The sequence below is a fragment of the Mycolicibacterium doricum genome (genome assembly GCF_010728155.1).
In the GTDB taxonomy this organism is placed as follows: Bacteria; Actinomycetota; Actinomycetes; order Mycobacteriales; family Mycobacteriaceae; genus Mycobacterium; species Mycobacterium doricum.
Genome location: NZ_AP022605.1, coordinates 1,580,978 through 1,602,841 on the forward strand (window position 1 = coordinate 1,580,978; position 21,864 = coordinate 1,602,841).

Annotated in this window: 18 protein-coding genes and 1 pseudogene; 8 read left to right on the forward strand and 11 right to left on the reverse strand. The window is 68.0% G+C overall.

The genetic code is table 11. The features are described 5' to 3' along the window. Genes secF through G6N07_RS07950 form a run of 4 tightly spaced genes read left to right on the forward strand, consistent with a single transcriptional unit; the run spans window position 1 to window position 5,923 of the window. On the forward strand, window positions 1-1,281 hold the full coding sequence (gene secF / locus G6N07_RS07935) for a protein translocase subunit SecF (RefSeq protein WP_085190817.1): 1,281 nt from the start codon (window positions 1-3) through the stop codon (window positions 1,279-1,281). Between the two features lie 5 nt (window positions 1,282-1,286). After that, window positions 1,287-2,939, forward strand: a complete 1,653-nt coding sequence (locus G6N07_RS07940; RefSeq protein ID WP_085190815.1) for an ABC transporter substrate-binding protein — start codon at window positions 1,287-1,289, stop codon at window positions 2,937-2,939. A gap of 29 nt (window positions 2,940-2,968) precedes the next feature. Beyond that, window positions 2,969-3,496 (forward strand): adenine phosphoribosyltransferase, encoded by a 528-nt coding sequence (locus G6N07_RS07945; protein WP_085190814.1) that lies wholly within the window; start codon window positions 2,969-2,971, stop codon window positions 3,494-3,496. Between the two features lie 54 nt (window positions 3,497-3,550). After that, window positions 3,551-5,923 carry a RelA/SpoT family protein gene (locus G6N07_RS07950; protein ID WP_085190812.1) on the forward strand — a complete coding sequence of 791 codons (2,373 nt, stop codon included), beginning with the start codon at window positions 3,551-3,553 and terminating at the stop codon, window positions 5,921-5,923. A gap of 68 nt (window positions 5,924-5,991) precedes the next feature. Here the strand turns inward: G6N07_RS07950 and G6N07_RS07955 are convergent, their stop codons facing one another. Then, window positions 5,992-6,984 (reverse strand): peptidylprolyl isomerase, encoded by a 993-nt coding sequence (locus G6N07_RS07955; protein WP_085190810.1) that lies wholly within the window; start codon window positions 6,982-6,984, stop codon window positions 5,992-5,994. After that, window positions 6,984-7,865, reverse strand: a complete 882-nt coding sequence (locus G6N07_RS07960) for a peptidylprolyl isomerase (RefSeq protein ID WP_085191145.1) — start codon at window positions 7,863-7,865, stop codon at window positions 6,984-6,986. The genes G6N07_RS07955 and G6N07_RS07960 overlap by 1 nt, the downstream gene beginning before the upstream one ends. 132 nt (window positions 7,866-7,997) lie before the next feature. Here G6N07_RS07960 and G6N07_RS07965 point away from each other — a divergent pair, with 132 nt between their 5' ends. Then, a complete protein-coding gene (locus G6N07_RS07965) occupies window positions 7,998-8,663 on the forward strand; it encodes an MBL fold metallo-hydrolase (RefSeq protein ID WP_085191143.1) in 666 nt (221 codons plus the stop codon). Then, complete coding sequence (gene hisS, locus G6N07_RS07970; RefSeq protein WP_085190808.1) at window positions 8,660-9,916, forward strand: histidine--tRNA ligase; 1,257 nt, start codon at window positions 8,660-8,662, stop codon at window positions 9,914-9,916. The genes G6N07_RS07965 and hisS overlap by 4 nt, the downstream gene beginning before the upstream one ends. A 39-nt stretch (window positions 9,917-9,955) precedes the next feature. Here hisS and urtE read toward each other — a convergent pair whose 3' ends face one another. From urtE to G6N07_RS08005, 6 genes are all read right to left on the reverse strand, one after another. Beyond that, a complete protein-coding gene (gene urtE, locus G6N07_RS07975) occupies window positions 9,956-10,648 on the reverse strand; it encodes an urea ABC transporter ATP-binding subunit UrtE (protein WP_085190806.1) in 693 nt (230 codons plus the stop codon). A gap of 1 nt (window position 10,649) precedes the next feature. After that, complete coding sequence (gene urtD, locus G6N07_RS07980; RefSeq protein ID WP_085190805.1) at window positions 10,650-11,477, reverse strand: urea ABC transporter ATP-binding protein UrtD; 828 nt, start codon at window positions 11,475-11,477, stop codon at window positions 10,650-10,652. After that, window positions 11,474-12,595 (reverse strand): urea ABC transporter permease subunit UrtC, encoded by a 1,122-nt coding sequence (urtC, locus tag G6N07_RS07985; protein ID WP_085190803.1) that lies wholly within the window; start codon window positions 12,593-12,595, stop codon window positions 11,474-11,476. Before urtC ends, urtD begins: the two co-directional genes overlap by 4 nt. Then, window positions 12,592-13,476: an urea ABC transporter permease subunit UrtB gene (gene urtB, locus G6N07_RS07990; protein WP_085190801.1), complete on the reverse strand. Its 885-nt coding sequence runs from the start codon at window positions 13,474-13,476 to the stop codon at window positions 12,592-12,594. The genes urtC and urtB overlap by 4 nt, the downstream gene beginning before the upstream one ends. 7 nt (window positions 13,477-13,483) lie before the next feature. Then, window positions 13,484-14,746, reverse strand: a complete 1,263-nt coding sequence (urtA, locus tag G6N07_RS07995) for an urea ABC transporter substrate-binding protein (protein ID WP_085190799.1) — start codon at window positions 14,744-14,746, stop codon at window positions 13,484-13,486. A gap of 748 nt (window positions 14,747-15,494) precedes the next feature. After that, complete coding sequence (locus tag G6N07_RS08005) at window positions 15,495-15,698, reverse strand: cold-shock protein (RefSeq protein WP_011559693.1); 204 nt, start codon at window positions 15,696-15,698, stop codon at window positions 15,495-15,497. A 131-nt stretch (window positions 15,699-15,829) separates the two neighbouring features. Here G6N07_RS08005 and G6N07_RS08010 point away from each other — a divergent pair, with 131 nt between their 5' ends. After that, window positions 15,830-16,846, forward strand: a complete 1,017-nt coding sequence (locus G6N07_RS08010) for an Rv2578c family radical SAM protein (protein ID WP_085190797.1) — start codon at window positions 15,830-15,832, stop codon at window positions 16,844-16,846. Between the two features lie 70 nt (window positions 16,847-16,916). Here the strand turns inward: G6N07_RS08010 and G6N07_RS08015 are convergent, their stop codons facing one another. Beyond that, entirely contained in the window at window positions 16,917-18,569 is a 1,653-nt protein-coding gene (locus G6N07_RS08015; protein WP_085190795.1) for a DUF885 domain-containing protein, read from the reverse strand. Beyond that, a pseudogene (locus G6N07_RS08020) lies at window positions 18,562-19,154 on the reverse strand (neutral zinc metallopeptidase). Before G6N07_RS08020 ends, G6N07_RS08015 begins: the two are co-directional and overlap by 8 nt. 72 nt (window positions 19,155-19,226) lie before the next feature. Here G6N07_RS08020 and G6N07_RS08025 point away from each other — a divergent pair. Continuing rightward, a complete protein-coding gene (locus tag G6N07_RS08025; protein ID WP_085190793.1) occupies window positions 19,227-20,723 on the forward strand; it encodes a carboxylesterase/lipase family protein in 1,497 nt (498 codons plus the stop codon). 112 nt (window positions 20,724-20,835) lie between these two features. Here G6N07_RS08025 and G6N07_RS08030 read toward each other — a convergent pair whose 3' ends face one another. Beyond that, entirely contained in the window at window positions 20,836-21,723 is an 888-nt protein-coding gene (locus G6N07_RS08030) for an oxidoreductase (RefSeq protein ID WP_085191141.1), read from the reverse strand. Window positions 21,724-21,864: the final 141 nt, after the last annotated feature.

A 21,864-nucleotide genomic window follows, 5' to 3' on the forward strand; every position in this document is an offset into this window, starting at 1 on the left:
ATGGCGGCTAGACAGAAGCCCGCTGTAGACCAGAGCGCAGACACGGCGAAAACCGGGGGTACCGACACGGCGCCCAAACACGGCTTCTTCGTCCGGCTCTACACGGGCACCGGCGCCTTCGAGGTCATCGGGCGTCGCAAGATGTGGTACGCGGTCAGCGGCGTGATCGTCCTCATTGCGCTGGCCAGCATCCTGATTCGCGGCTTCACCTTCGGCATCGACTTCGAAGGCGGCACCAAGGTCTCGATGCCGGTGGCCGGTGCCAACGGTAACGCCGAGGTAACCCAGGTCGAGACCGTCTTCAGCGAAACCCTCGGCAAGGCACCCGAATCGGTGGTGACGGTCGGCAGCGGCAGCTCGGCGACCGTACAGATCCGGTCGGAGACGCTGACCAACGAGGAGGCCACCGAGCTCCGCACCGCGCTGTTCGAGCGTTTCCAGCCCCTCGGCGAGAATGGACGGCCCAGCGACCAGGCGATCAGTGACTCCGCGGTGTCCGAGACGTGGGGCGGCCAGATCACCGAAAAGGCACTGATCGCGCTGGCAGTGTTCCTGGTGCTGGCATCGCTCTACATCGGGATTCGCTACGAACGCTGGATGGCGATCTCGGCGATGGCCACGTTGTTCTTCGACCTGATCGTCACCGCCGGCGTGTACTCCCTGGTGGGGTTCGAGGTGAGTCCGGCCACGGTGATCGGCCTGCTCACGATCCTCGGCTTCTCGCTCTACGACACGGTGATCGTGTTCGACAAGGTGGAAGAGAACACGAACGGCTTCGAACACACGACCCGGCGCACCTTCGCCGAACAGGCCAACCTCGCGGTCAACCAGACGTTCATGCGCTCGATCAACACCAGCCTCATCTCGGTGCTGCCGATCATCGCGCTGATGGTCATCGCGGTGTGGCTGCTGGGCGTCGGCACGCTGATGGACCTGGCGCTCGTCCAGCTGGTCGGTGTGATCGTCGGGACCTACTCGTCGATTTTCTTCGCCACCCCGCTGCTGGTGTCGCTGCGCGAACGCACCCAGCTGGTGCGTGACCACACCCGCCGCGTGCTCAACCGGCGTAAGCCGGGTGGTCGCTCGGCGCCGGTCACCGCGCCGGTCGAGGAGGACGCCGAAGACGCCAAAGACGCCGAACCGGAGAAGGTGGCGGCTGCCACGACGGTAAAGGCGGCCACCACGCCGCCGGCGAACAAGCCGGCGCCCGGTGCGAAACCGTCGCGACCTACCAGCAAGCCCAGCCGCCCCGCGGGTAAGCGCGCCCCGCGCGGCGGGTAGGCCCGATGCCTGCACGGATCCGGCGGGCCGCCACGGCGGCGGCGGTCGCCACCCTGACGGCCGCCGCGTTGTCGTCCTGTGGCGACAGCGCCGCGGACGCGGTCAACTACGCCGTGGACGGGGCGCTGGTGAGCTACAACACCAACACCGTGGCCGGAGCGGCGTCGGGCGGCCCGCAGGCGTTCGCCCGCGCGCTGACCGGCTTCAACTACCACGGCCCAGAAGGCCAGATCGTCGGTGACCACGACTTCGGCACCATCGCCGTGGTCGGCCGCGCGCCGCTCGTGCTCGACTACCAGATCAGCGACAAGGCGGTCTACTCCAACGGCAAGCCGGTGACCTGTGACGACCTCGTACTCGCGTGGGCATCGCAGTCCGGACGCTTCCCGCAGTTCGACGCTGCCAACCGGGCCGGCTACAGCGACGTCGTGTCGGTGGAGTGCGCGCCCGGTCAGAAACGCGCACGGGTGTCGTTCGCGCCGGACCGCGGATTCGTCGACTTCGGGCAGCTGTTCAGCGCGACGGCGCTGATGCCCTCACACGTCCTCGCCGACGAACTCGGGGTCGACGTCACCGCCGCGCTGACGAACGGCGACCTGCCGGTCGTCGAGCGCATCGCCGAGGGCTGGAACACCACCTGGGACCTCGAGCCCGGCATGAACGCCGACGACCTGAAGAAGTTCCCCTCCTCGGGGCCGTACAAATTGGAGTCGGTGACCGACGACGGCGCCGTCATCCTGGTGGCCAACGACAAGTGGTGGGGCACCGAACCGGTGACGAACCGGATCACGGTGTGGCCGCGCGGTGCCGACATCCAGGAGCGGGTGAACGAGGGTGCCTACGACGTCGTCGACATCGCCGCCGGCTCTTCGGGCACCCTCAACATGCCCGAGGACTACGTCCGCGCCGACAGCCCTTCCTCGGGTGTCGAACAGCTGATCTTCGCCCCACGCGGTCCGCTGGCTGCGCCGCCGGCGCGGCGCGCTCTGGCATTGTGCACACCGCGCGACGTCATCGCCCGCAACGCCGAGGTTCCCGTCGCCAACTCACGGCTCAATCCGGCCGACGAGGATGCCTTCGCCGTCGCGGAGGCCACCGGCGAGGTGGGGCAGTTCAGCGTCGCGAACCCGAACGCCGCCCGCGACACGCTGGGGAACCGCCCGCTGACGGTGCGGATCGGCTACCAGAGCCCCAACGCCAGGCTGGCCGCGACTGTCGGTGCGATCGCCAAGGCCTGTGAGCCTGCTGGTATCAGCGTGGTGGACGCCGCCGGTCCGGCCGTCGGACCGTTGACCTTGCGCGCCGACGAGATCGACGTCCTGCTTGCCAGCACCGGTGGCGCGCCCGGCAGTGGTTCGACCGGATCGTCGGCAATGGACGCCTACGCGCTGCACTCCGGTAATGGAAACAACCTCAGCGGATACTCGAACCCGCGCATCGACGGAATCATCGGCGCGCTGGCGGTCAGCTCCGATCCCAAGGAACTCGCCCGGCTGCTCGGCGAGGGTGCGCCGATGCTGTGGGCCGACATGCCGACCCTGCCGCTGTACCGTCAGCAGCGCACACTGCTCACCTCGTCGAAGATGTACGCGGTGATCGGCAACCCCACCCGCTGGGGCGCCGGCTGGAACATGGACCGCTGGAGGTTGTCACGGTGACCGGTGGGCAGCAGCGAAGCGACCGTGGGATGGGCACCGACATCTCCCGAGCGATCGAGTCATTGATGCGCGAGGTGCCCGACTTTCCCCAACCCGGGATCCAGTTCAAGGATCTGACACCGCTGCTCGCCGACGCCGCGGGACTGGTCGGGGTCACCGATGCGCTTGCCGAGACCGCCGAGGGCGTCGACCTGGTTGCCGGTATCGACGCCCGCGGTTTCCTGCTGGGCGCCGCGGTCGCCCTGCGGCTGGGCACTGGTGTGCTCGCGGTGCGCAAGGGCGGCAAGCTGCCGCCTCCGGTGCATTCGCAGACCTACGACCTGGAATACGGCACGGCCACGCTGGAGATCCCCGCCGAGGGAATCGACATCGCCGGGCGCACCGTCGTGATCATCGACGATGTTCTCGCGACCGGCGGTACCGTCGCGGCCACGAATCGACTCCTCACCAGCGGCGGCGCCATGGTGCGCAGTGCCGCGGTGGTGCTGGAGCTGACCGCCCTCGGCGGACGTGAGGTGGTGCAACCGCTGCCGGTCAGCAGCCTCTACACGGTGTGAGGGATATCCTCGAGGTCTGCGCGGCTGGAGCGTAAGTGGCGAGGAGGTGTACTGATGGCTGACGACACGACCACGACCTCGCCGCTCACCGCGCCACTCCCGATCGCCGACATCCCCGAATCCCAGACGCCGGCCGAGTCACCCAGGGCGGACGCTGCGAAAGCGTCGTCGAGCGCCTCACGACGGGTCCGCGCCCGCCTCGCCCGCCGGATGACCGCACAGCGCAGCACCGTCAATCCGGTGCTCGAACCGCTGGTGGCGGTGCACAGGGAGTTTTACCCCAAGGCCGACCTGACGCTATTGCAGCGCGCCTACGAGGTCGCCAACCAGCGGCATGCCGACCAGATGCGCCGCTCCGGTGACCCCTACATCACCCATCCGCTGGCGGTGGCCAACATTCTCGCCGAACTGGGGATGGACACCACCACGCTGATCGCAGCGCTGCTGCACGACACCGTCGAAGACACCGGGTACACCCTCGATGCGCTGACTGCCGAGTTCGGGTCCGAGGTTGGCCACCTCGTCGACGGCGTCACCAAACTCGACAAGGTGGCGCTGGGGTCCGCCGCCGAGGGCGAGACGATCCGCAAGATGATCATCGCGATGGCGCGCGATCCTCGCGTGCTGGTGATCAAGGTCGCCGACCGTCTGCACAACATGCGCACCATGCGGTTCCTGCCGCCCGAAAAGCAGGCCCGCAAGGCCCGCGAGACGCTGGAAGTCATTGCCCCGCTTGCCCATCGGCTGGGGATGGCGACCGTCAAGTGGGAACTAGAGGACCTGTCGTTTGCGATCCTGCATCCGAAGAAGTACGACGAGATCGTGCGCCTGGTCGCCGACCGTGCGCCGTCGCGCGACACTTATCTGGCGAAGGTGCGCTCCGAGATCGTCAACACCTTGACGAAGTCCAAGATCAACGCGACCGTCGAGGGACGCCCCAAGCACTACTGGTCGATCTACCAGAAGATGATCGTCAAGGGCCGCGACTTCGACGACATCCACGATCTGGTGGGTGTGCGGATCCTGTGCGACGAGATCCGCGACTGCTACGCCGCGGTCGGTGTCGTGCACTCGCTGTGGCAACCGATGGCCGGGCGGTTCAAGGACTACATCGCCCAACCGCGCTACGGCGTGTACCAGTCGCTGCACACCACGGTCGTCGGGCCGGAGGGTAAACCGCTCGAGGTGCAGATCCGCACCCGCAACATGCACCGCACCGCCGAGTACGGTATCGCCGCGCATTGGCGCTACAAGGAAGCCAAGGGGCGCAACGGTGTGCCGGCCGGCCACACCGCAGCCGAGATCGATGACATGGCGTGGATGCGTCAGCTCCTCGACTGGCAGCGGGAGGCCGCCGACCCGGGCGAGTTCCTGGAGTCGCTGCGCTACGATCTCGCGGTCCAGGAGATCTTCGTGTTCACGCCGAAGGGCGACGTGATCACGCTGCCGGCCGGGTCGACGCCGGTCGACTTCGCCTACGCCGTGCACACCGAGGTGGGCCACCGCTGTATCGGCGCCCGGGTCAACGGCCGGTTGGTCGCGCTGGAGCGCAAACTCGAAAATGGTGAGGTCGTCGAGATCTTCACTTCCAAGGCCCAGGGAGCGGGTCCGTCGCGGGACTGGCAGACCTTCGTGGTCTCGCCGCGCGCGAAGGCCAAAATCCGCCAGTGGTTCGCCAAGGAACGCCGGGAGGAGGCGCTCGAAGCTGGTAAGGACGCGATCGGCCGTGAGGTGCGCCGAGGTGGACTACCCTTGCAGCGCTTGATGAATGCCGCGTCGATGGCGTCGCTGGCGCGTGAATTGCGTTACGCCGACGTCTCGGCCCTCTACACCGCGGTGGGTGAGGGCCACGTCTCGGCGCGCCACGTGGTGCAGCGGCTGCTCGCCCAGTTCGGTGGCAACGAGGCCGCCGAGGATGAACTCGCCGAACGGTCCACCCCGGCGACCATGCCGATCCGTCAGCGCAGCACCGACGACACGGGTGTGTCGGTGCCCGGCGCGCCGGGCGTCCTGACCAAGCTGGCCAAGTGCTGCACCCCGGTGCCGGGGGACCAGATCATGGGCTTCGTCACCCGCGGCGGCGGGGTCAGCGTGCATCGCACCGACTGCACCAACGCGTCCTCGCTACAGGAGCAGGCCGAACGCATCATCGACGTCACGTGGGCGCCGTCGCCGTCCTCGGTGTTCCTGGTGGCCATCCAGGTGGAGGCGCTCGACCGGCACCGTCTGCTCTCCGACGTCACCCGGGTGCTCGCCGACGAGAAGGTGAACATCCTCTCGGCATCGGTGACCACGTCCAACGACCGGGTGGCGATCAGCCGCTTCACGTTCGAGATGGGCGACCCCAAGCACCTGGGCTACCTGCTGCAGGTGGTGCGCAACGTCGAAGGGGTCTACGACGTCTACCGGGTGACCAGCGCGGCCTGAGCAGCCGGGTCAGCGCGCCGGCATGGAGGGCGTTGACCGGATGTTTGACCCGCCCGGCGCGCCCGGGGCTAGTCGAGGCGCGCGCTGGTGATCGTGACCTCCGCAGCGGGCTTTCCGTCCTCACCGCCACCGGCGACCCCGCGCGCAGCGATCTTGTCGAGCGTCGCCAGGCCCGTGCCGTCCACGGTCCCGAACACGGTGTAGGTCGGCGGCACCAGTGTGTCCCCGTAGACGAGCATGAACTGGCTGCCGTTGGTGCCGGGGCCGGCGTTCGCCATCACCAGCGTGCCGCGCGGGTACACGAGGGGGCGTCGCAGCCCGGGATCGGACAACCGGTATTGATTGGTCGGGTATTCGTTCGGGAAGTGGTAGCCCGGCCCGCCCGCGCCAGTGCCGGTCGGGTCCCCGCACTGCAGCACCTTCATGGCGCGGGCGGTGGCCAAGCGGTGGCAGGTCGTGCCGTCGAAGTAGCCCTGCTGCGCCAGGCTGGCGAAATTGTTCACCGTGCAGGGCGACTTGCCGTTGTCGAGCTCCAGCCCGATGTTGCCCTGAGTGGTCGACACGCTGGCACTGACCCGGGCCGGGTCGGTCGGCACTCGTCCGCTGCGCGGCGGCCTGACGGGTGAGCTGGCGGGCTGGTTGCCCTTCGGGTACTGGCAGTTGGCCCCGAGGTTCCGCGGGGCGACGAAGGCGGGCAGCCCGTCGCCCGAGGGCGGCGCGGCGCTGCGAATGGGGCCGCCGTCGTTGAGGCGCACTTCATCGACGTGTTGGGTGACTGCCACCAGGAACAAGAGGCTGAAGACGACGACGAGGATGGTCAGCGCCGTCATGACGTATCCGATGATCAGGCCGGCGAGCGCGAGGCCGCGGCCGTCCTCGCCGGACCTTTTGATCTGGGACAGCGACAGGTGCCCGAAGGCGATGCCCAGCGGCGCGAAGAGGAACGCGCACACCAGCGCCGCGACGGCCCAGGAATTGGTGCTGCGCGGACCCGGATACCCGCCGCGGTGACCTGGCGGATACGCCGGCGGTGCGAGGTAAGGCCCCGGCGGGTAGCTCATCAGTCGAGCAGGATCGTCTTGACCTGCACGTCTTGTGCAGGGGCGCCGTCCTGACCGCCGCCTTCGACGCCGGCTGCGGCGATCTTGTCCAGAGTGGCCAGGCCGGTGTCATCGATCCGGCCGAACACGGTGTAGCCGGGCGGTAGCTGCGAATCCCGGTAGACCAGGAAGAACTGGCTGCCGTTGGTGTCGGGTCCGGCGTTGGCCATCGCCAGCGTTCCGCGCGGGTAGAGCACCGCTTCCTGCAGTGCCGGGTTGTCCGGCTGATACTGGTTCGTCGGGTACTCGTTGGCGAACTGGTATCCCGGTCCGCCGGTGCCCTCGCCGGTGGGGTCGCCGCACTGCAGCACCGACAGTGTCGGGCTGGTGGTCAGTCGGTGACACGGCGTGTCGTTGAAGTATCCCTGCTGCGCGAGGCTGGCGAAGCTGTTGACGGTGCACGGTGCCTTGGCGTTGTCCAGCAGCAGGCCGAGGTTTCCCTGGTTGGTGGACATGCTGACGCTGACCTCGGCGGGGTCGGTGGGCACCGTGCCGGTGCGTGGCGGGTTGACCTGCTTGCTTGCCGGCTCGGCCGCGGGGTACTGGCAGTCGGCGCCCAGATCGGCGGGCGGCGCGAACGCCGGCAGCTGGCCGCCGGCGACCGGCTGGGCGGGCGCCCCGGAGGTGGTCGAGGTGGGTGTCTGCGCCGATGCGGTGGTGTCCGAGGAGTCGCTGTTGGTGAGCACGCCGGTCGCGATGATGGCTGCGATCACCACGACCGCCGCCACCGCCGAACCGGCGATCGTCGCGATCCGCCGCTTGCGCGCCTGCTGGGCCCGGCGTTCGAGTTGCCGTTCGAGTTTGCGTTTGGCCGCTTCGCGTCGCTGTTCGTTGGTCGGCACCGCCGCTGTCCTCCTCGTCTGCGCGGTCATCCCCGCGCCCGGTCGGCACCGAGTGTGCCAAAACTTGCTGAGGGTCTGGTGAACGACCCGCTGGAAACGGGGCACCGGGCCTGGCATGGGAAACTGGCATACGTGTTGATCACCGGATTTCCGGCGGGCATGTTGGCGTGCAACTGCTACGTGCTCGCCCCGCGGCCGGGGTCGGACGCCATCGTCGTCGACCCGGGTCAGCGGGCGATGGCGCCGCTGCGCCGCCTCCTCGACGACCACCGCCTCACTCCGGCGGCGGTGTTGTTGACGCACGGTCACATCGATCACATCTGGTCGGCGCAGAAGGTCGCCGACACCTACGGCTGCCCGGCGTACATCCACCCCGAGGACCGGTTCATGCTGACCGATCCGATCAAGGGTTTCGGCCCCAGGGTGGGGCAGCTGCTGTTGAGCACGTTGTTGCGCGAGCCGCGGCAGGTGATCGAACTCGACCGCGACGGCCAGACGCTGGGCCTCGGCGGTATGACGGTGACCGTCGACCACACGCCCGGCCACACCCGCGGGTCGGTGGTGTTCCGGCTGCGGGCCGACGGCGCACAGGTGGCGCTGACCGGGGACACCCTGTTCCGCAGTTCCGTCGGCCGCACCGATCTGCCCGGCGGCAGCGGACGGGACCTGCTCGGTTCGATCCTGACCAAACTGTTGGTGCTCGACGACGACACCGTGGTGCTGCCCGGGCACGGCCCGAGATCCACGATCGGCGCCGAACGCCGCACCAACCCGTTCCTCGAAGGGCTCAGACTGTGACCGAGACCGCGTTCCAGGCGCCCAAGGGCGTTCCGGATTACCTCCCGCCCGAGTCGGCGCAGTTCGTCACCGTCCGCGACGGGCTGCTGGCCGCCGCGCGCCGGGCCGGCTACGGGGATGTGGAGCTCCCGATCTTCGAGGACACCGCGCTGTTCGCGCGCGGTGTGGGCGAGTCCACGGATGTAGTCAGCAAGGAGATGTACACCTTCGCCGACCGCGGCGACCGGTCGGTGACGCTGCGCCCCGAAGGGACCGCCGGGGTGATCCGCGCGGTGATCCAGCACCGGCTCGACCGGGGTGCGCTGCCCGTCAAGCTCTGCTACTCAGGACCGTTCTTTCGCTACGAACGGCCACAGGCGGGGCGGTACCGCCAACTGCAGCAGGTCGGCGTCGAGGCCATCGGGGTGGACGATCCAGCGCTCGACGCCGAGGTGATCGCGGTCGCCGACGCCGGGTTCCGGTCGCTGGGGCTCGACGGCTTCCGGCTCGAGCTCACCTCACTCGGCGACGACACCTGCCGGCCGCAATACCGGGAACTGTTGCAGGACTATCTGTTCAGGCTCGACCTCGACGAGGAGACCCGCCGCCGGGCGGAAATCAACCCGCTGCGGGTCCTCGACGACAAGCGCCCGCATGTGCGGGAGATGACCGCCGACGCGCCGGTGATGCTCGACCACCTGTCCGACAGCGCCAAAGCACATTTCGAGACGGTGCAGACCCACCTGCAGGCGCTCGGTGTGCCGTTCGTCATCAACCCGCGGATGGTGCGCGGGCTGGACTACTACACCAAAACCACCTTCGAATTCGTCCACGACGGGCTCGGCGCGCAATCCGGGATTGGCGGTGGCGGTCGCTACGACGGGCTGATGCGGCGACTGGGCGGCCACGACGTGTCGGGCATCGGGTTCGGCCTGGGGGTCGACCGCACCGTGCTGGCCTTGCGCGCGGAGGGCAAGACCGCGGGGCACACGTCCAGCTGCGATGTGTACTGCATCCCGTCGGAGCCCGACGCCAAGGTCGACATCGCCGTCCTGGCGGCGGAGCTGCGCCGGGCCGGTGTGCGCGTCGACGTCGCCTACGGCGATCGCAGCCTCAAGGCGGCCCTCAAGTCGGCGGACCGGACGGGTGCGTCGATCGCGCTGATTGCCGACCCTGGTGGCACCGCGGTGAAGGTGAAGTCCCTGACGAACGGTGACCAGACCGAGGTGGCGCGGGAAGGCGTGGTGGCAGAGGTTGTGTCGCGCTTGGGCTAGGGCGCGTCGACGGCGCCGACAGCAGCTCAGATCGCCAGCTTAGATCGCCATCGCCGCCCGCACGTCGGCCTCCGAGGCCGAACCTCCGGTGCCGCTGGAGGTGATGCGGCCGGCTTCGAGGATGTAGTAACGCTGCGACGATTCCAGTGCGAACCCGATGTGTTGTTCGACGAGCAGCACACCGAGGTCACCGCGTGCGGTCAAGGCGGTGATCGCGCCCTCGATCTCGGCGACGACGGACGGCTGGATGCCTTCGGTGGGTTCGTCGAGGATCAGGCACTTCGGGCTGGTGATCAACGCCCTGGCGATCGCGAGCTGCTGCCGTTGTCCGCCGGAGAGCAGGCCGGCGCGGCGGGCCAACAGTTCCTTGAGCGCCGGGAACAGATCGAGTTGTTCGTCGATCAGCTGCTTGCCGTTCTTGCGGCCGTCGGCCACCACCTGGAGATTCTCCGCGGTGGTCAGCTGGCCGAACGACTGCTGGCCCTGCGGGACGTACGCCAGCCCGCGGGCCACCCGCGCGCTGGGGCGCAGTTTGGTGATGTCTTCATCGCCGAACATCACCCGCCCGGCGGTGCACTTGAGCAGCCCGACCGCCGCCCGCAGCAGCGTCGTCTTCCCCGCGCCGTTGTGTCCCATCACCGCGGCCACCCCGTCCGTGGGAACCTCGATGCTGGCGCCGTGGATCACCTGCGACCGCCCGTACCCGGTGCGGACGTCGACGAGTTGCAGCATGTCAGTCACCTTCCCCGACTAGTTCGCCGGCGGTATCGTCCGCACCCGCCGCCGCGGTGCCCAGGTACACCTCCTGCACCTTCGGGTTGGCCTGCACCTCGGCGACCGACCCTTCGGCGATCACCTGGCCGCGGGCCAGGACGGTGACCGAGGTGGCGAAGGCGCGCATGAAGTCCATGTCGTGTTCGACGACCACAACGGTGCGTTGACCCCCGATGCGACGCAAGAGGTTTCCAGTCTCTTCGCGTTCTTCGGTGCTCATTCCCGCGACCGGTTCGTCGAGCAGCAGCACGTCGGCGTTCTGGACCAGCAGCATGCCGATCTCGAGCCACTGCTTCTGCCCGTGCGCCAGGACGCCCGCGGGTTTGTCGGCCATCTCCGTCAGGCCGACGGTGTGCAGCGCCTCAGCGATGGCCGGTGACACGCCGTTCCTGCGGCGCAGCAGTGTCCAGGCCGACCGATGCGCGCCGGCGGCGATGTCGAGGTTCTGCAGCACGGTGAGCTGTTCGAAGACGCTCGCCGTCTGGAAGGTGCGTCCGACGCCGAGTTTGGCGATCTGGTGCACCTTCTTGCCGAGCAGTTCGACGCCGGACTTGTTGACCGAACCGGAGGCGTTGACCAGACCGGTGATCGCGTCGATGACCGTCGTCTTACCCGCCCCGTTCGGCCCGATCAGGAACCTCAGATCACCCTGGAAGAGGGTCAGGTTCACGTCGCTGACCGCCTTGAAGCCGTCGAAATCGACGGTCAGCCCGCTGACCTCGAGGTACTCGGCGCCCATACCGGCGTTGCCGCCGGGGACCGGGTCCCGGTCGGTGGTGGTGGTCATGTCGGCGCTCCCACCTTCTCGGTGTCCGGGTTGGGGTTCGACTGCAGGCTCGAGTCCTGTCGGGCGGGATCGGCTTCGCGTTTCCTGCGCCGGTTGAGCAGCACGGCGAGCCCGGCGAACCCGGCGGGGAAGAACCCCACGACGACGATGAACAGCAGGCCCTGAGCGTAGATCCACTCCGACGGAAAGCGTTCGGAGAACAGCGTCTGTGCCCAGGCCACGCCGATGGCGCCGAGCACCGGTCCCAGTAGGGTGGTGCGCCCACCGATCGCGACCCCGATGAGAAACGCGATGGACGGGAGGATGCCGACCTGCGACGGTGCCATGAAGCCGACGATCGGCGTGAACAGCGCACCGGCGATGCTGGCGAACAGCGCGGCCACTGTGTACGCGACGACCTTGATGTTGGCCGGGTCGTAGCCGAGGAAGCGGACCCGCTCCTCTCCGTCACGCACCGCCACGAGGAGTTCACCGTAGCGGCTCTGCATCAGTTGCCGCACCACCGCGACGACGATCAGCAGGACGGCCGCGGCGATGAAGTACAGCATCTGCTTGTTGATCGGATCGTTGAGCGCGTACCCGAAGAACGTCCGGAAGTTGGTGAGCCCGTTGCTCCCTCCCAGCCCGGTCTGCCCGACCAGCAGGATCGCCAGCGCCGCCGCGAGGGCCTGGGACAGGATCGCGAAGTAGGCCCCCTTGACCCGGCGCTTGAACACCCCGAACCCCAGCACCGCGGCGATACCGGCCGGGATCACGACAATGGCGAGCAGCGTGAAGGCGGGGGACGCGAACGGGGCCCAGTAGCTGGGCAATTCGCGCACCCCGGCGATCTGCATGAAGTCGGGCACGTCTTCTCCGCGCAGCTGCGCGTCGGAGATCTTGAGGTGCATACCCATCATGTAGCCGCCGAGGCCGAAGAACACGCCCTGGCCGAGGACCAGCATGCCGCCACGGCCCCAGGCCAGCCCGATGCCGACCGCGACGATCGCGAAGCAGAGGAATTTGCCCAGCAGGCCGAGCCGGAAGTCCGACAGGACAGCCGGAGCGATCCCGAAGAGCAGCAGCGCCGCGACGCCGAAGCCCGCCCACGTCTGCCAGCGTCCCACGAGGGTTCTCATACGAGACTCCTTGTCCGAACGGTGAACAGGCCCTGGGGACGGACCTGCAAGAAGATCACGATGAGCACGAAGACGATCACCTTGGCAAGCGACGCGGTGGTGTTGTACTCGATGAACGAGTTCAGGAAGCCGAGCGCCAGCGCCGCGATGACGGTCCCCTTGATCTGCCCGAGGCCCCCGACGACCACCACCAGGAAAGCGTCGATCAGGAAGCTCTGTCCGGTGGTGGGGCTGGTCGACCCGATCAGGGTCAGCGCCACCCCCGCCACGGCGGCCAGACCGGATCCGATGAAGAACGTCGTGATGTCGGTCTTGCGCGACGAGATCCCGCTGGTCTCCGCGAGGTCGCGGTTCTGGACGACCGCCCGGATGCGCCGTCCCATCGGGCTGGTCTTGAGCACGGTCGCCAGCACCGCCACGCAGACCACCGCCAGCACCAGGATGAAGATGCGCGTCTTCGGCACCACTGCGCCCAGGATCTCGACGCCACCGGAAAGCCATGACGGCGCAACGACGTTCACCGCTGGGGCGCCGAAGATGTCCCTGGCGATCTGCTGCAGGATCAGGCCGACACCGAACGTGACCAGCAGCGTGTCCAGCGGGCGGTGATACATCCGCTGGATGAGCGTCACCTCGAGGAGCGCGCCCATGGTACCGCCGACGATGAACCCGACCACGAGTGAAATCAGCAGTGACCCACCGGCGCTGGTGAACACCTGCTGCACCACATAGGCGGTGTAGCAGCCGGCCATGATGAACTCGCCGTGGGCCATGTTGATGACGCCCATCTGACCGAAGGTCAGTGAGAGCCCGAGCGCAGCCAGCAGCAGGATGGAGCCGAGGCTCAGTCCCGTTGCCAGCTGCCCGATCAGGATGTCCACGGGTGGCTCAGCTGGAGAGCCCGGCGGCCCACGGGTAGGACTTCAGGAAGGGGTCCGGCTCGATCGGTCCGGGGGACTCCCAGATCGTGTAGATCAAACCGTCTGGGCGGATCTCGCCGATGCGGGCGGTCTTGGTGATGTGGTGGTTCTCCCCGTCGATCGTGACATTGCCCTCCGGTGCGTCGAACGAAACGCCGCCCGCGTTGTCCTGAATCGCCTTGACGTCGAACGACTGCGCCTTTTCGACGGTGTTCTTCCACAGGTACACCGACACGTAGGCCGCCTCCATCGGATCGGAGGTGGGCTTGTTCGCGCCGTAGGCCTTCTTGTAGGCCTCGACGAATGCCTTGTTCACCGGGGTGTCGATGGTCTGGTAGTAGTTCCAGGCCGTCAGCTGACCGGTGATGTTCTGCACGCCGATGCCGCCGACCTCTTCCTCGGCGATCGACACCGACACCACCGGCATCGCCTGCGGGGTCAGTCCCACGTTCTTGTACTCGCGGAAGAACGCGACGTTGGAGTCGCCGTTGAGGGTGTTGAACACCGCGTCCGCGTCGGCGGTGCGGACCTTGTTCACGATCGTCGAGAAGTCCGTCGAGCCCAACGGGGTGTAGTCCTCGCCCTTGATCTCGATGCCGTTCGCCTCGGCGTAGGCCCTGATGATCCGGTTCGCCGTCTGCGGGAAGACGTAGTCGCTGCCGACCAGGTACAGCGACTTGACGCCGCGCTGCTTGAGGTAGTCCAGGGCGGGCACGATCTGCTGGTTGGTGGTTGCGCCGGTGTAGAAGATGTTCTTCGACGCTTCGAGGCCCTCGTACTGCACGGGGTAGTACAGCAGCGAGTTGGCGCTCTCGAACACCGGAAGCATGGCCTTGCGGCTCGACGACGTCCAGCCGCCGAAGACCGCGGCGACACAGTCGCTGCTGATCAGTTTCTCCGCCTTCTCCGCGAACACCGTCGGCTCCGAGGCGCCGTCCTCACCGATGAGCTGGATCTGCTTGCCCATCACCCCGCCGGCGCCGTTGATCTCGTCGACCGCCAGCTTGATGGCGTCGCGTACGGTGACCTCCGAGATCGCCATGGTGCCGGACAGCGAGTTCAGCGAGCCCACCTTGATGTTCGGGCCCGAGGCGTCGACGCAGGACTCAGCGCTCGCGGCGTCGGTGTCGCTGGCCTTGGAGCCGCAGCCCGCCAGCAACAGGCTGGTCACCGCCACCAGACTTCCCGCGGCGAGAGCCGATCTGTGGAGCGAGCGTCCTGGTAGTCGCATGTGGAGCCTTTCCCTTAGTCGACGGCGTGGGGGCCCGCAGGCACCGTGGCAGTGCCGCATCGGCACGTTAAGCGGCCGGTGTTTCTGGGGAATGACTGTGTGTGACGAAGAAATTAACCCTGCTGGACACCCGCCCAATGGTGATCGCAGTGTGTAACGGTGCGGCACGCGCAGCTCTACTACCTGGCGAGCGAGCCGCCGCGCCGGTCGGACTTCGACTCGCACTCGTCGAAGAGTCTGACGAATGTGAAAGTGCCGCTGCAGCCGGGTGTTCCGTGGGTATTCCAGACCACGCTCGACGACCCCGCTCGGTGGGCGCTGGTCAGTGCGAGCGGTGCCCTTCGCGTTCCGCCGAACTTCCACTGCGAGATCGCAGTCGAAAGTGTGGCGTCGCGCAGTCTGACGGCGGAAGTGACGCGCAATGCTGCGTGGCCTGGTGATCGGACCCGGATCGCCACGGCGAGGGGAGAAGGGTAGAGTGGCGGGTGAGCCGCTCATGTCAGCGGTGTTCCGGTCGATATGACGGCCGCTCAGTAGAAACTCTTGAAGGAGTTTTCACCAATGAAAAACGGCGATCTTTTCTCGCACCCCGTGGTCAACGAGCCCAGTCCGGCGCAGGAATCCTCTGTGCCCGTGCAGAATCCGGTGTTCTCGGACGCGCCGGACAAGGACAATCGGTGACGTTGCACCCCTGAAACGACTGTGGGCCGCCGGAGTGATCCGGCGGCCCACAATTCGTTTGTATCTGCTAGATCGCGGTCACCGAGGTAGCCTGCGGACCCTTTGCACCTTGTCCGATTTCGAATTCGACCCGCTGATTCTCCTCGAGCGAGCGGAAGCCGCCGCCCTGGATCTCAGAGTAGTGGACGAAGACGTCGTCAGAGCCGCCGTCGGGAGCGATGAAGCCGAAGCCTTTTTCGCTGTTGAACCATTTAACGGTTCCCTGTGTCATATCTTGATTTCTTTCGACTTACGTACGAATGCAGAAAGCATCCTCCGATCAGGCTAGCACGGGAGACCCCGCCCCGGTGAATCGAGGCATCCGCCTTGACAAGGTATCGAACGTATGTTCGAGTTAGGGACATGCGCTGGGCTGGTCAAAGTGTCGAGGTCGATGATGGCGCGCTGCCCGGGCTGCAGCGGATCGGCTTCGTGCGTAGTGTGCGGACGCCGCAGTTCGAAGGGATGACGTTCCACGAGGTGTTGTGCAAGTCGGCGCTGAACAAGGTCCAGAACGCGTCGATGCTGCCCTTCCAGTACACGGTCAACGCCTATCGCGGCTGTTCGCACGCCTGCCGGTACTGCTTTGCGCGCCCCACTCACGAGTACCTCGACTTGGACAACGGCACCGACTTCGACACCCAGGTCGTCGTGAAGACCAACGTCGTCGACGTACTGCGCCGGGAGCTGCGCCGGCCGTCGTGGTCGGGGGACACCGTGGCTCTGGGCACCAACACCGACCCCTATCAGCGCGCCGAGGGGCGCTACGCCCTCATGCCGGGAATCATTGCGGCTCTGCGGGATTCGCATACCCCGTTCTCCATCTTGACCAAGGGCACCCTGCTGCGCCGGGATCTGCCGCTGATCGCCGAGGCGGCGCAACGGGTTCCGGTGAGCGTGGCGGTCTCGCTGGCGGTCGGGGACCCGCAGCTGCACCGTGACGTCGAACCCGGAACGCCCTCACCGCACACGCGCCTGGCGCTGATCGACGCCATCCGCGAAGCCGGCCTGGACTGTCATGTGATGGTGGCGCCCGTGCTGCCTCGCCTGACCGATTCGGTGGCGGACCTCGACGCGCTGCTGGGCGCAATCGCGGCGGCCGGTGCGCGCAGTGCCACCGTGTTCGGTTTGCACCTGCGTGGTTCCACGCGCGGATGGTTCATGGCGTGGCTGGCCCGCACTCACCCCGAACTCGTGGGGCAGTACCGCGCGCTCTACCGGCGGGGCGCCTATCTGCCCGCGGACTATCGCGAGATGCTGCGCGCCCGCGCCGCACCGCTGCTGGCCAGACACGGGCTGACCGGTAGTCCGCGAGGCACTGAACCGCGCGCCGGCTCGGTCCCCGTCGCCGGGGGCCCGGTGCAGCCGACGCTGTTCTAATTACGCACCGGGCCGCGACAGCACCCACGTCCAGTCCTGGCGCCCGGTTCGATCGGAGCGTCGGCGGGTGTCACGCGAGTTCGCCGACCAGCGCCGAGCGCAGCACGTCGAGCGGCACTCCCCCGAGATCGAGTGCCCGGCTGTGGAACTCCTTGAGCGGCATGCTGCGGGCCGACATGGTGTTTCGCAGCTGCTCCCAGATTCGTTGACCCACGGCGTAGGACGGTGCCTGCCCCGGCCAGCCGAGATAGCGGTCCAGTTCGAAACGGCGCGTCATCTCCGACTGCGCGCAGTGCTGCGTCAGGAAATCCCACGCTCGCTCGGCGTCCCACGTGCGGCCGTCCGGCGCGGTGAGCTCACAGTGCACGCCGATGTCGATCGCCACCCGTGCCGCCCGGAACCCCTGAGCGTCGAGCATGCCCATCCGTGCGCCGTCGTCTTCGAGCCAACCCAGTTCGGCCATCAACCGCTCGGCGTAGAGTGCCCAGCCCTCACCGTGGCCGGCCACCCAGCAGCCCAGCCGCCGCCAGCGGTTGAGTCGGTCGGCGAGCACGACGGCACGCCCGATCTGGAGATGATGCCCCGGCACCCCCTCGTGATAGACGGTCGTGGTTTCCTGCCAGGTGTGGAAGGTCTCCTTCCCAGGAGGCACCGACCACCACATCCGACCGGGACGGGTGAGATCCTCCGAGGGGCCGGTGTAGTAGATGCCGCCGGTATGGGTCGGGGCGATCCGGCATTCCAGGTTGCGCAGTGCTGGGTCGATGTCGAAATGGGTGTCCGCCAAGGCGTCCACCACGCGGTTCGAGAGATCCTGCATCCACGCCTGAAGCGCATCGGTGCCGTGCACCTGATAGCGCGGTTCGTCGTCGAGGCGCCGGATCGTCTCGGCCACTCCCGCACCCGGATAAAGCCGCTCGGCGACGATCCTCTGTTCGGCGACGATCGCGCCGAGGTGTTCGAGGCCCCACGCGTAGGTTTCGTCGAGGTCTACCTCGGTGCCGAGGAAAGACCGCGACAACAACCGGTAGGCGTCCCGGCCGAAGGCGTCACGCTCACGGGCGTGCGGGGCGATGTCCTCACGCAGCACCCGCCCCAGATCACGATAGGCGGACGCGGCCGCGGCAGCGCGCCGGTCGAGGTCGTCCTGCAGCGCCGGTGCGTCGGGTGCGGCGCCGGCCACCATGTCGACGAACAACTGCTCGATCTCGGCGGCCTGCTCGACGCCCCGCTGCACCTGCCTGATCGCCGGCGGATGCCCGTCTGCCGCGGCCGTACGCAGCGCCTCTGCATAGCCGGGCACCCGGTCCGGCAACGTCGCCAGTCGCCGGCTGATCACCACCCAATCCTCGACGGTGTCGGTCGGCATCAGATCGAAGACGTCGCGCATGGTCTGCAGCGGCGAGGCGATCACGTTGAGCTCACCGATGTCTAGGCCGGCCTCATGGATGTCGATGAGTACGCCGAGCCGTTCGCGCATCGCGGCGGCGGTCACCGCGTCGGTCTCGTCCACCGCGACGACGGCACGTAGTTCCTTGAGCGCCGACTTGGCGGCTTCGGCGCGGGCGGCGACGGCGTCGGGGGAGTAGTCGGTGATGTCCTCGTCGTAGTTGCGGTCGCCACCGGCGATGCCCAGTTCGGTTGCCATACAGGGATCGAGTGCGGCGAGCGTGTCGAGGTAGCGTTCGGCGACCCCGTCGACCGCCGTCGGGCGCCTAGCCAAGGTCGTTGGTGGCGAACGTGTCGCACTTCGCCGGATCGCCGGTCTGATAGCCGACCGTGAACCACTTCTGCCGCTGTTCGGACGAGCCGTGGGTCCACGATTCGGGATTGACCCGGCCGGTCGCGGCCTCCTGGATCCGGTCGTCGCCGACCGCCGATGCAGTCGACAACGCGTCGGCGATGTGGTTGTCGGTCAACGGTTCGAGGAAGGGTGCCCCCATGCTCTCCTGCTTGGTGACCGCCGCGTAGTGCGCCCACACGCCTGCGTAGGCGTCGGCCTGCAACTCGGTCCGCACACTCCCGCCGGTGGGTCCTTCCGCCACCACCCGGCACTGCACGAACTCGTCGGCGTCGGCGCCGGTCTTGCACCGACTGAGGTCGAAGCCCGGCGTCTCGACGCCCTCGGTCGAGATCCGCTGTTGTCGCGGGAGCACCGTGCCGGGATCCACACCGAAAAACCATGCGATGACCACGATCAGCAGACCACCGACCCACCGCCGACGGCGATGCCGCGACCGCCTCCCCGCCCGCCACCGGTGCTCGAGCTGGTGCTGGTGTCGATGTGCATGCCCTCGTTGAAGGTCATCGCAGACTCCATCCGCCCTCGGGGAGGCGCGACTCAGCGCCGGCGTTCAGAATCCCACACTACGATTCGGGTGTGTCTGCCGTCGCCCATGATCGAACCGTCGCGCACACCACGCTCGGCCGGTTACGCGGCACCACCGAAGGCGGTGTACACGTCTGGCGCGGCGTTCCGTACGCCCGCCAGCCGCTGGGTGAGCTGCGCTTCGCCGCACCGATTGCGCCCGAACCGTGGAGCGGCGTGCGCGATGCGCTCGAACACGGGCCGATCCCGCCGCAGGGCCGCTCATTCGTGGGCGGTGGACGCGACGACCCGAAGCTCCGTGACGAGGCGTGCCTGACGCTGACCGTGTGGTCCCCGGACACGACGGCAGCGCTGCCGGTGATGGTCTGGATCCCCGGCGGGGCGTTTGTCTACGGGGCCGGCCAACTGCAGCTCTACAACGGATCTCGGCTGGCGGCGAACGGGAACGTCGTGGTCGTCAACGTGACCTACCGGATCGGGGCTTTCGGCGGGCTGGACCTGAGCGCGCTCGGCGACGGGTTCGACGACAACCTGGCACTGCGCGACCAACTTGCCGCGCTGCGGTGGGTCCGTGAGAACATCGCCGCGTTCGGTGGTGACCCCGACCGCGTGACGGTGTTCGGTGAGTCGGCGGGCGCGACGTCGGTGCTGGCGTTGCTGGCCTGCCCTGCCGCCGGGGGATTGTTCGCCCGGGCGATCGCACAGAGCCCGGCGTTGCCGTTGATCGCCGACCGCGACACCCGCAGCCACCGTGCGCGGCGGTTCCTCGAGCTGCTCGGGCTCGATGTCGCGCAGGTGAAATCCGCACCTCAGCGGTCACTGCGCCGGGCGGCGGGTCGCCTCCAGCTGGAGAGCGTGGCCGAGACACCAACGCTCGCCTACGGACTGACCTACGGTGTCGACCTGCTACCGGAGCACCCGATCGCTGCAGCCCGTGCCGGTACGGTCCATCCGGTGCCGTTGATCATCGGCACCAACAGTCACGAGGCTTCCATGTTCGCGTGGGGTAAGCCGCCGATGCTGCCGACCACACCCGCCGCCGCGGAATCGTGGATTCGGCGGTGCGCCCCGCACGCCCGCGAGCGGCTCCTGGCGGCCTATCCGGCCCATCCGCGGCGTCAAGCGCTGGTCGCCATCGGCTCCGATGTCATGTTCGGTGCCCCGACGTGGGCATTCACCGATGCCTACAGCGCCCACGCGCCGACGTACGTCTACCGCTTCGACCACACCACCTGGACGCTTCGGGCGCTTGGCCTGGGCGCCACCCACGGCAGCGAGATCGTCCACGTCCAGCACAGCTATGCGTCGTATCTCGGCCGCAAACTGCATCCGTTGGGTCGGCGCGTGCTGCCGTCGGTGGGCCGGCGGATGCAACGGACGTGGCTCGATTTCGCGACCCGGGGGTGGGAGGACGGTGAGCAGTGGCGCGACGACTGGCCGCATTACGACTCGGTCCGCCGGCGCACGCGGGTGATCCGCTCGATGCGCGACGAGTCCGTCGACGATCCGGACGCGGTGCGCCGGCAGGCGTGGAGCGGAATCTACTAACGGGCGAACCGTTCGCCGGCGTACCGCCGCAGGAAGCACTGGAACAGCCGTACACCACCGGCCGGCCGAGCGTCGTCCCGATTCCGCCGCGACGACGGTAGATTCCAGGCCGCTATCCCGGACCGTCGCCGGCGGCGGCCAGCAGCGGCACCACGACGTCGCTGATCGGCGTCGCGATACCGTAGGCGGCTCCCTTGCGGGCGATCACGCCGTTTCGGATGTCCCATTCCAGGGCCCGCCCGGCCTCGCGGTCGGTGAGCATCGACGTGGTGATGTCCGGCGGCGACGCGGCCAGCATCCCGATGACCTCGTCCACCACCTCGTCGCCGAGCCCGGCACCGTCGGCCCGTGCGACCGCCAGACACTCGGCCAGGTAGCGGCGGCCCAGCGTGGCGATGTCGTGGCGGCGGAACATCCCCGACCGGCGTCCGGTCAGCACCATCAGACCGACGACCGCATTGACCAGCAGTTTGCGCCATGCCGCGGTGAGGAAGTCGGGATCGCACTCGACGCCGAGGTGCGGGGTGCCCAGCGCGCGGGCGAGCATCGCGGCAGCGTCGTTGTCCGGCAGCACCAACCGGGCCTCGGTCCGGATTCGCACCCACCCCGGTGGCTCCACCTCCGCCGAGACCCACACCGCGGCCGGGACCACGGTCACCCCTGGGCAGAACCGGCCGACCCGCTCGGTCTGCTCGACACCGTTCTGCAGTGCGCACACCACGGTGCGGTCGTCGCAGAGTCGCCCCAGCCAGGGTGCGGCCGCCTCGTTCTGGGTGTCCTTGACCGCCAGCAGAACCACGTCGACCGGGCCGTCGACGTCGGCGGGGTCGGTGTGCACCGGCCCGGGCACCACGATCGGCTCCCGGTCCTCGGGACGGACCTCGATCAAGGCGCGGGCGGTGCGACCGCACAGCAGCACCGGCCGGCCGGCCTCGTACAGCAGGGCGGCCACGGTCGCGCCGATGGCACCTGGCCCGACGACTGCGATGCGGGTGGTCACGATCCCCAAGCTACCGGCGGGGAGCGCCACGGCGCCGAATGCCACAAGCGTCCAACTACGAGGGCCCCAACTACGAGGGCCCCAACTATTACGAGGGCCCCAACTACACTGTGGCCGTTGTCCCAAGCCCACTCATCCCCA

Excerpts from the sequence above, each read along its gene's own strand:
- secF (WP_085190817.1), top strand. The coding sequence starts at position 1 with ATGGCGGCTAGACAGAAGCCCGCTGTAGACCAGAGCGCAGACACGGCG.
- G6N07_RS07940 (WP_085190815.1), top strand. The coding sequence starts at position 1,287 with ATGCCTGCACGGATCCGGCGGGCCGCCACGGCGGCGGCGGTCGCCACC.
- G6N07_RS07945 (WP_085190814.1), top strand. The coding sequence starts at position 2,969 with ATGGGCACCGACATCTCCCGAGCGATCGAGTCATTGATGCGCGAGGTG.
- G6N07_RS07950 (WP_085190812.1), top strand. The coding sequence starts at position 3,551 with ATGGCTGACGACACGACCACGACCTCGCCGCTCACCGCGCCACTCCCG.
- G6N07_RS07955 (WP_085190810.1), bottom strand. The coding sequence starts at position 6,984 with ATGAGCTACCCGCCGGGGCCTTACCTCGCACCGCCGGCGTATCCGCCA.
- urtE (WP_085190806.1), bottom strand. The coding sequence starts at position 10,648 with ATGCTGCAACTCGTCGACGTCCGCACCGGGTACGGGCGGTCGCAGGTG.
- urtD (WP_085190805.1), bottom strand. The coding sequence starts at position 11,477 with ATGACCACCACCACCGACCGGGACCCGGTCCCCGGCGGCAACGCCGGT.
- urtC (WP_085190803.1), bottom strand. The coding sequence starts at position 12,595 with ATGAGAACCCTCGTGGGACGCTGGCAGACGTGGGCGGGCTTCGGCGTC.
- urtA (WP_085190799.1), bottom strand. The coding sequence starts at position 14,746 with ATGCGACTACCAGGACGCTCGCTCCACAGATCGGCTCTCGCCGCGGGA.
- G6N07_RS08005 (WP_011559693.1), bottom strand. The coding sequence starts at position 15,698 with ATGACACAGGGAACCGTTAAATGGTTCAACAGCGAAAAAGGCTTCGGC.
- G6N07_RS08010 (WP_085190797.1), top strand. The coding sequence starts at position 15,830 with ATGCGCTGGGCTGGTCAAAGTGTCGAGGTCGATGATGGCGCGCTGCCC.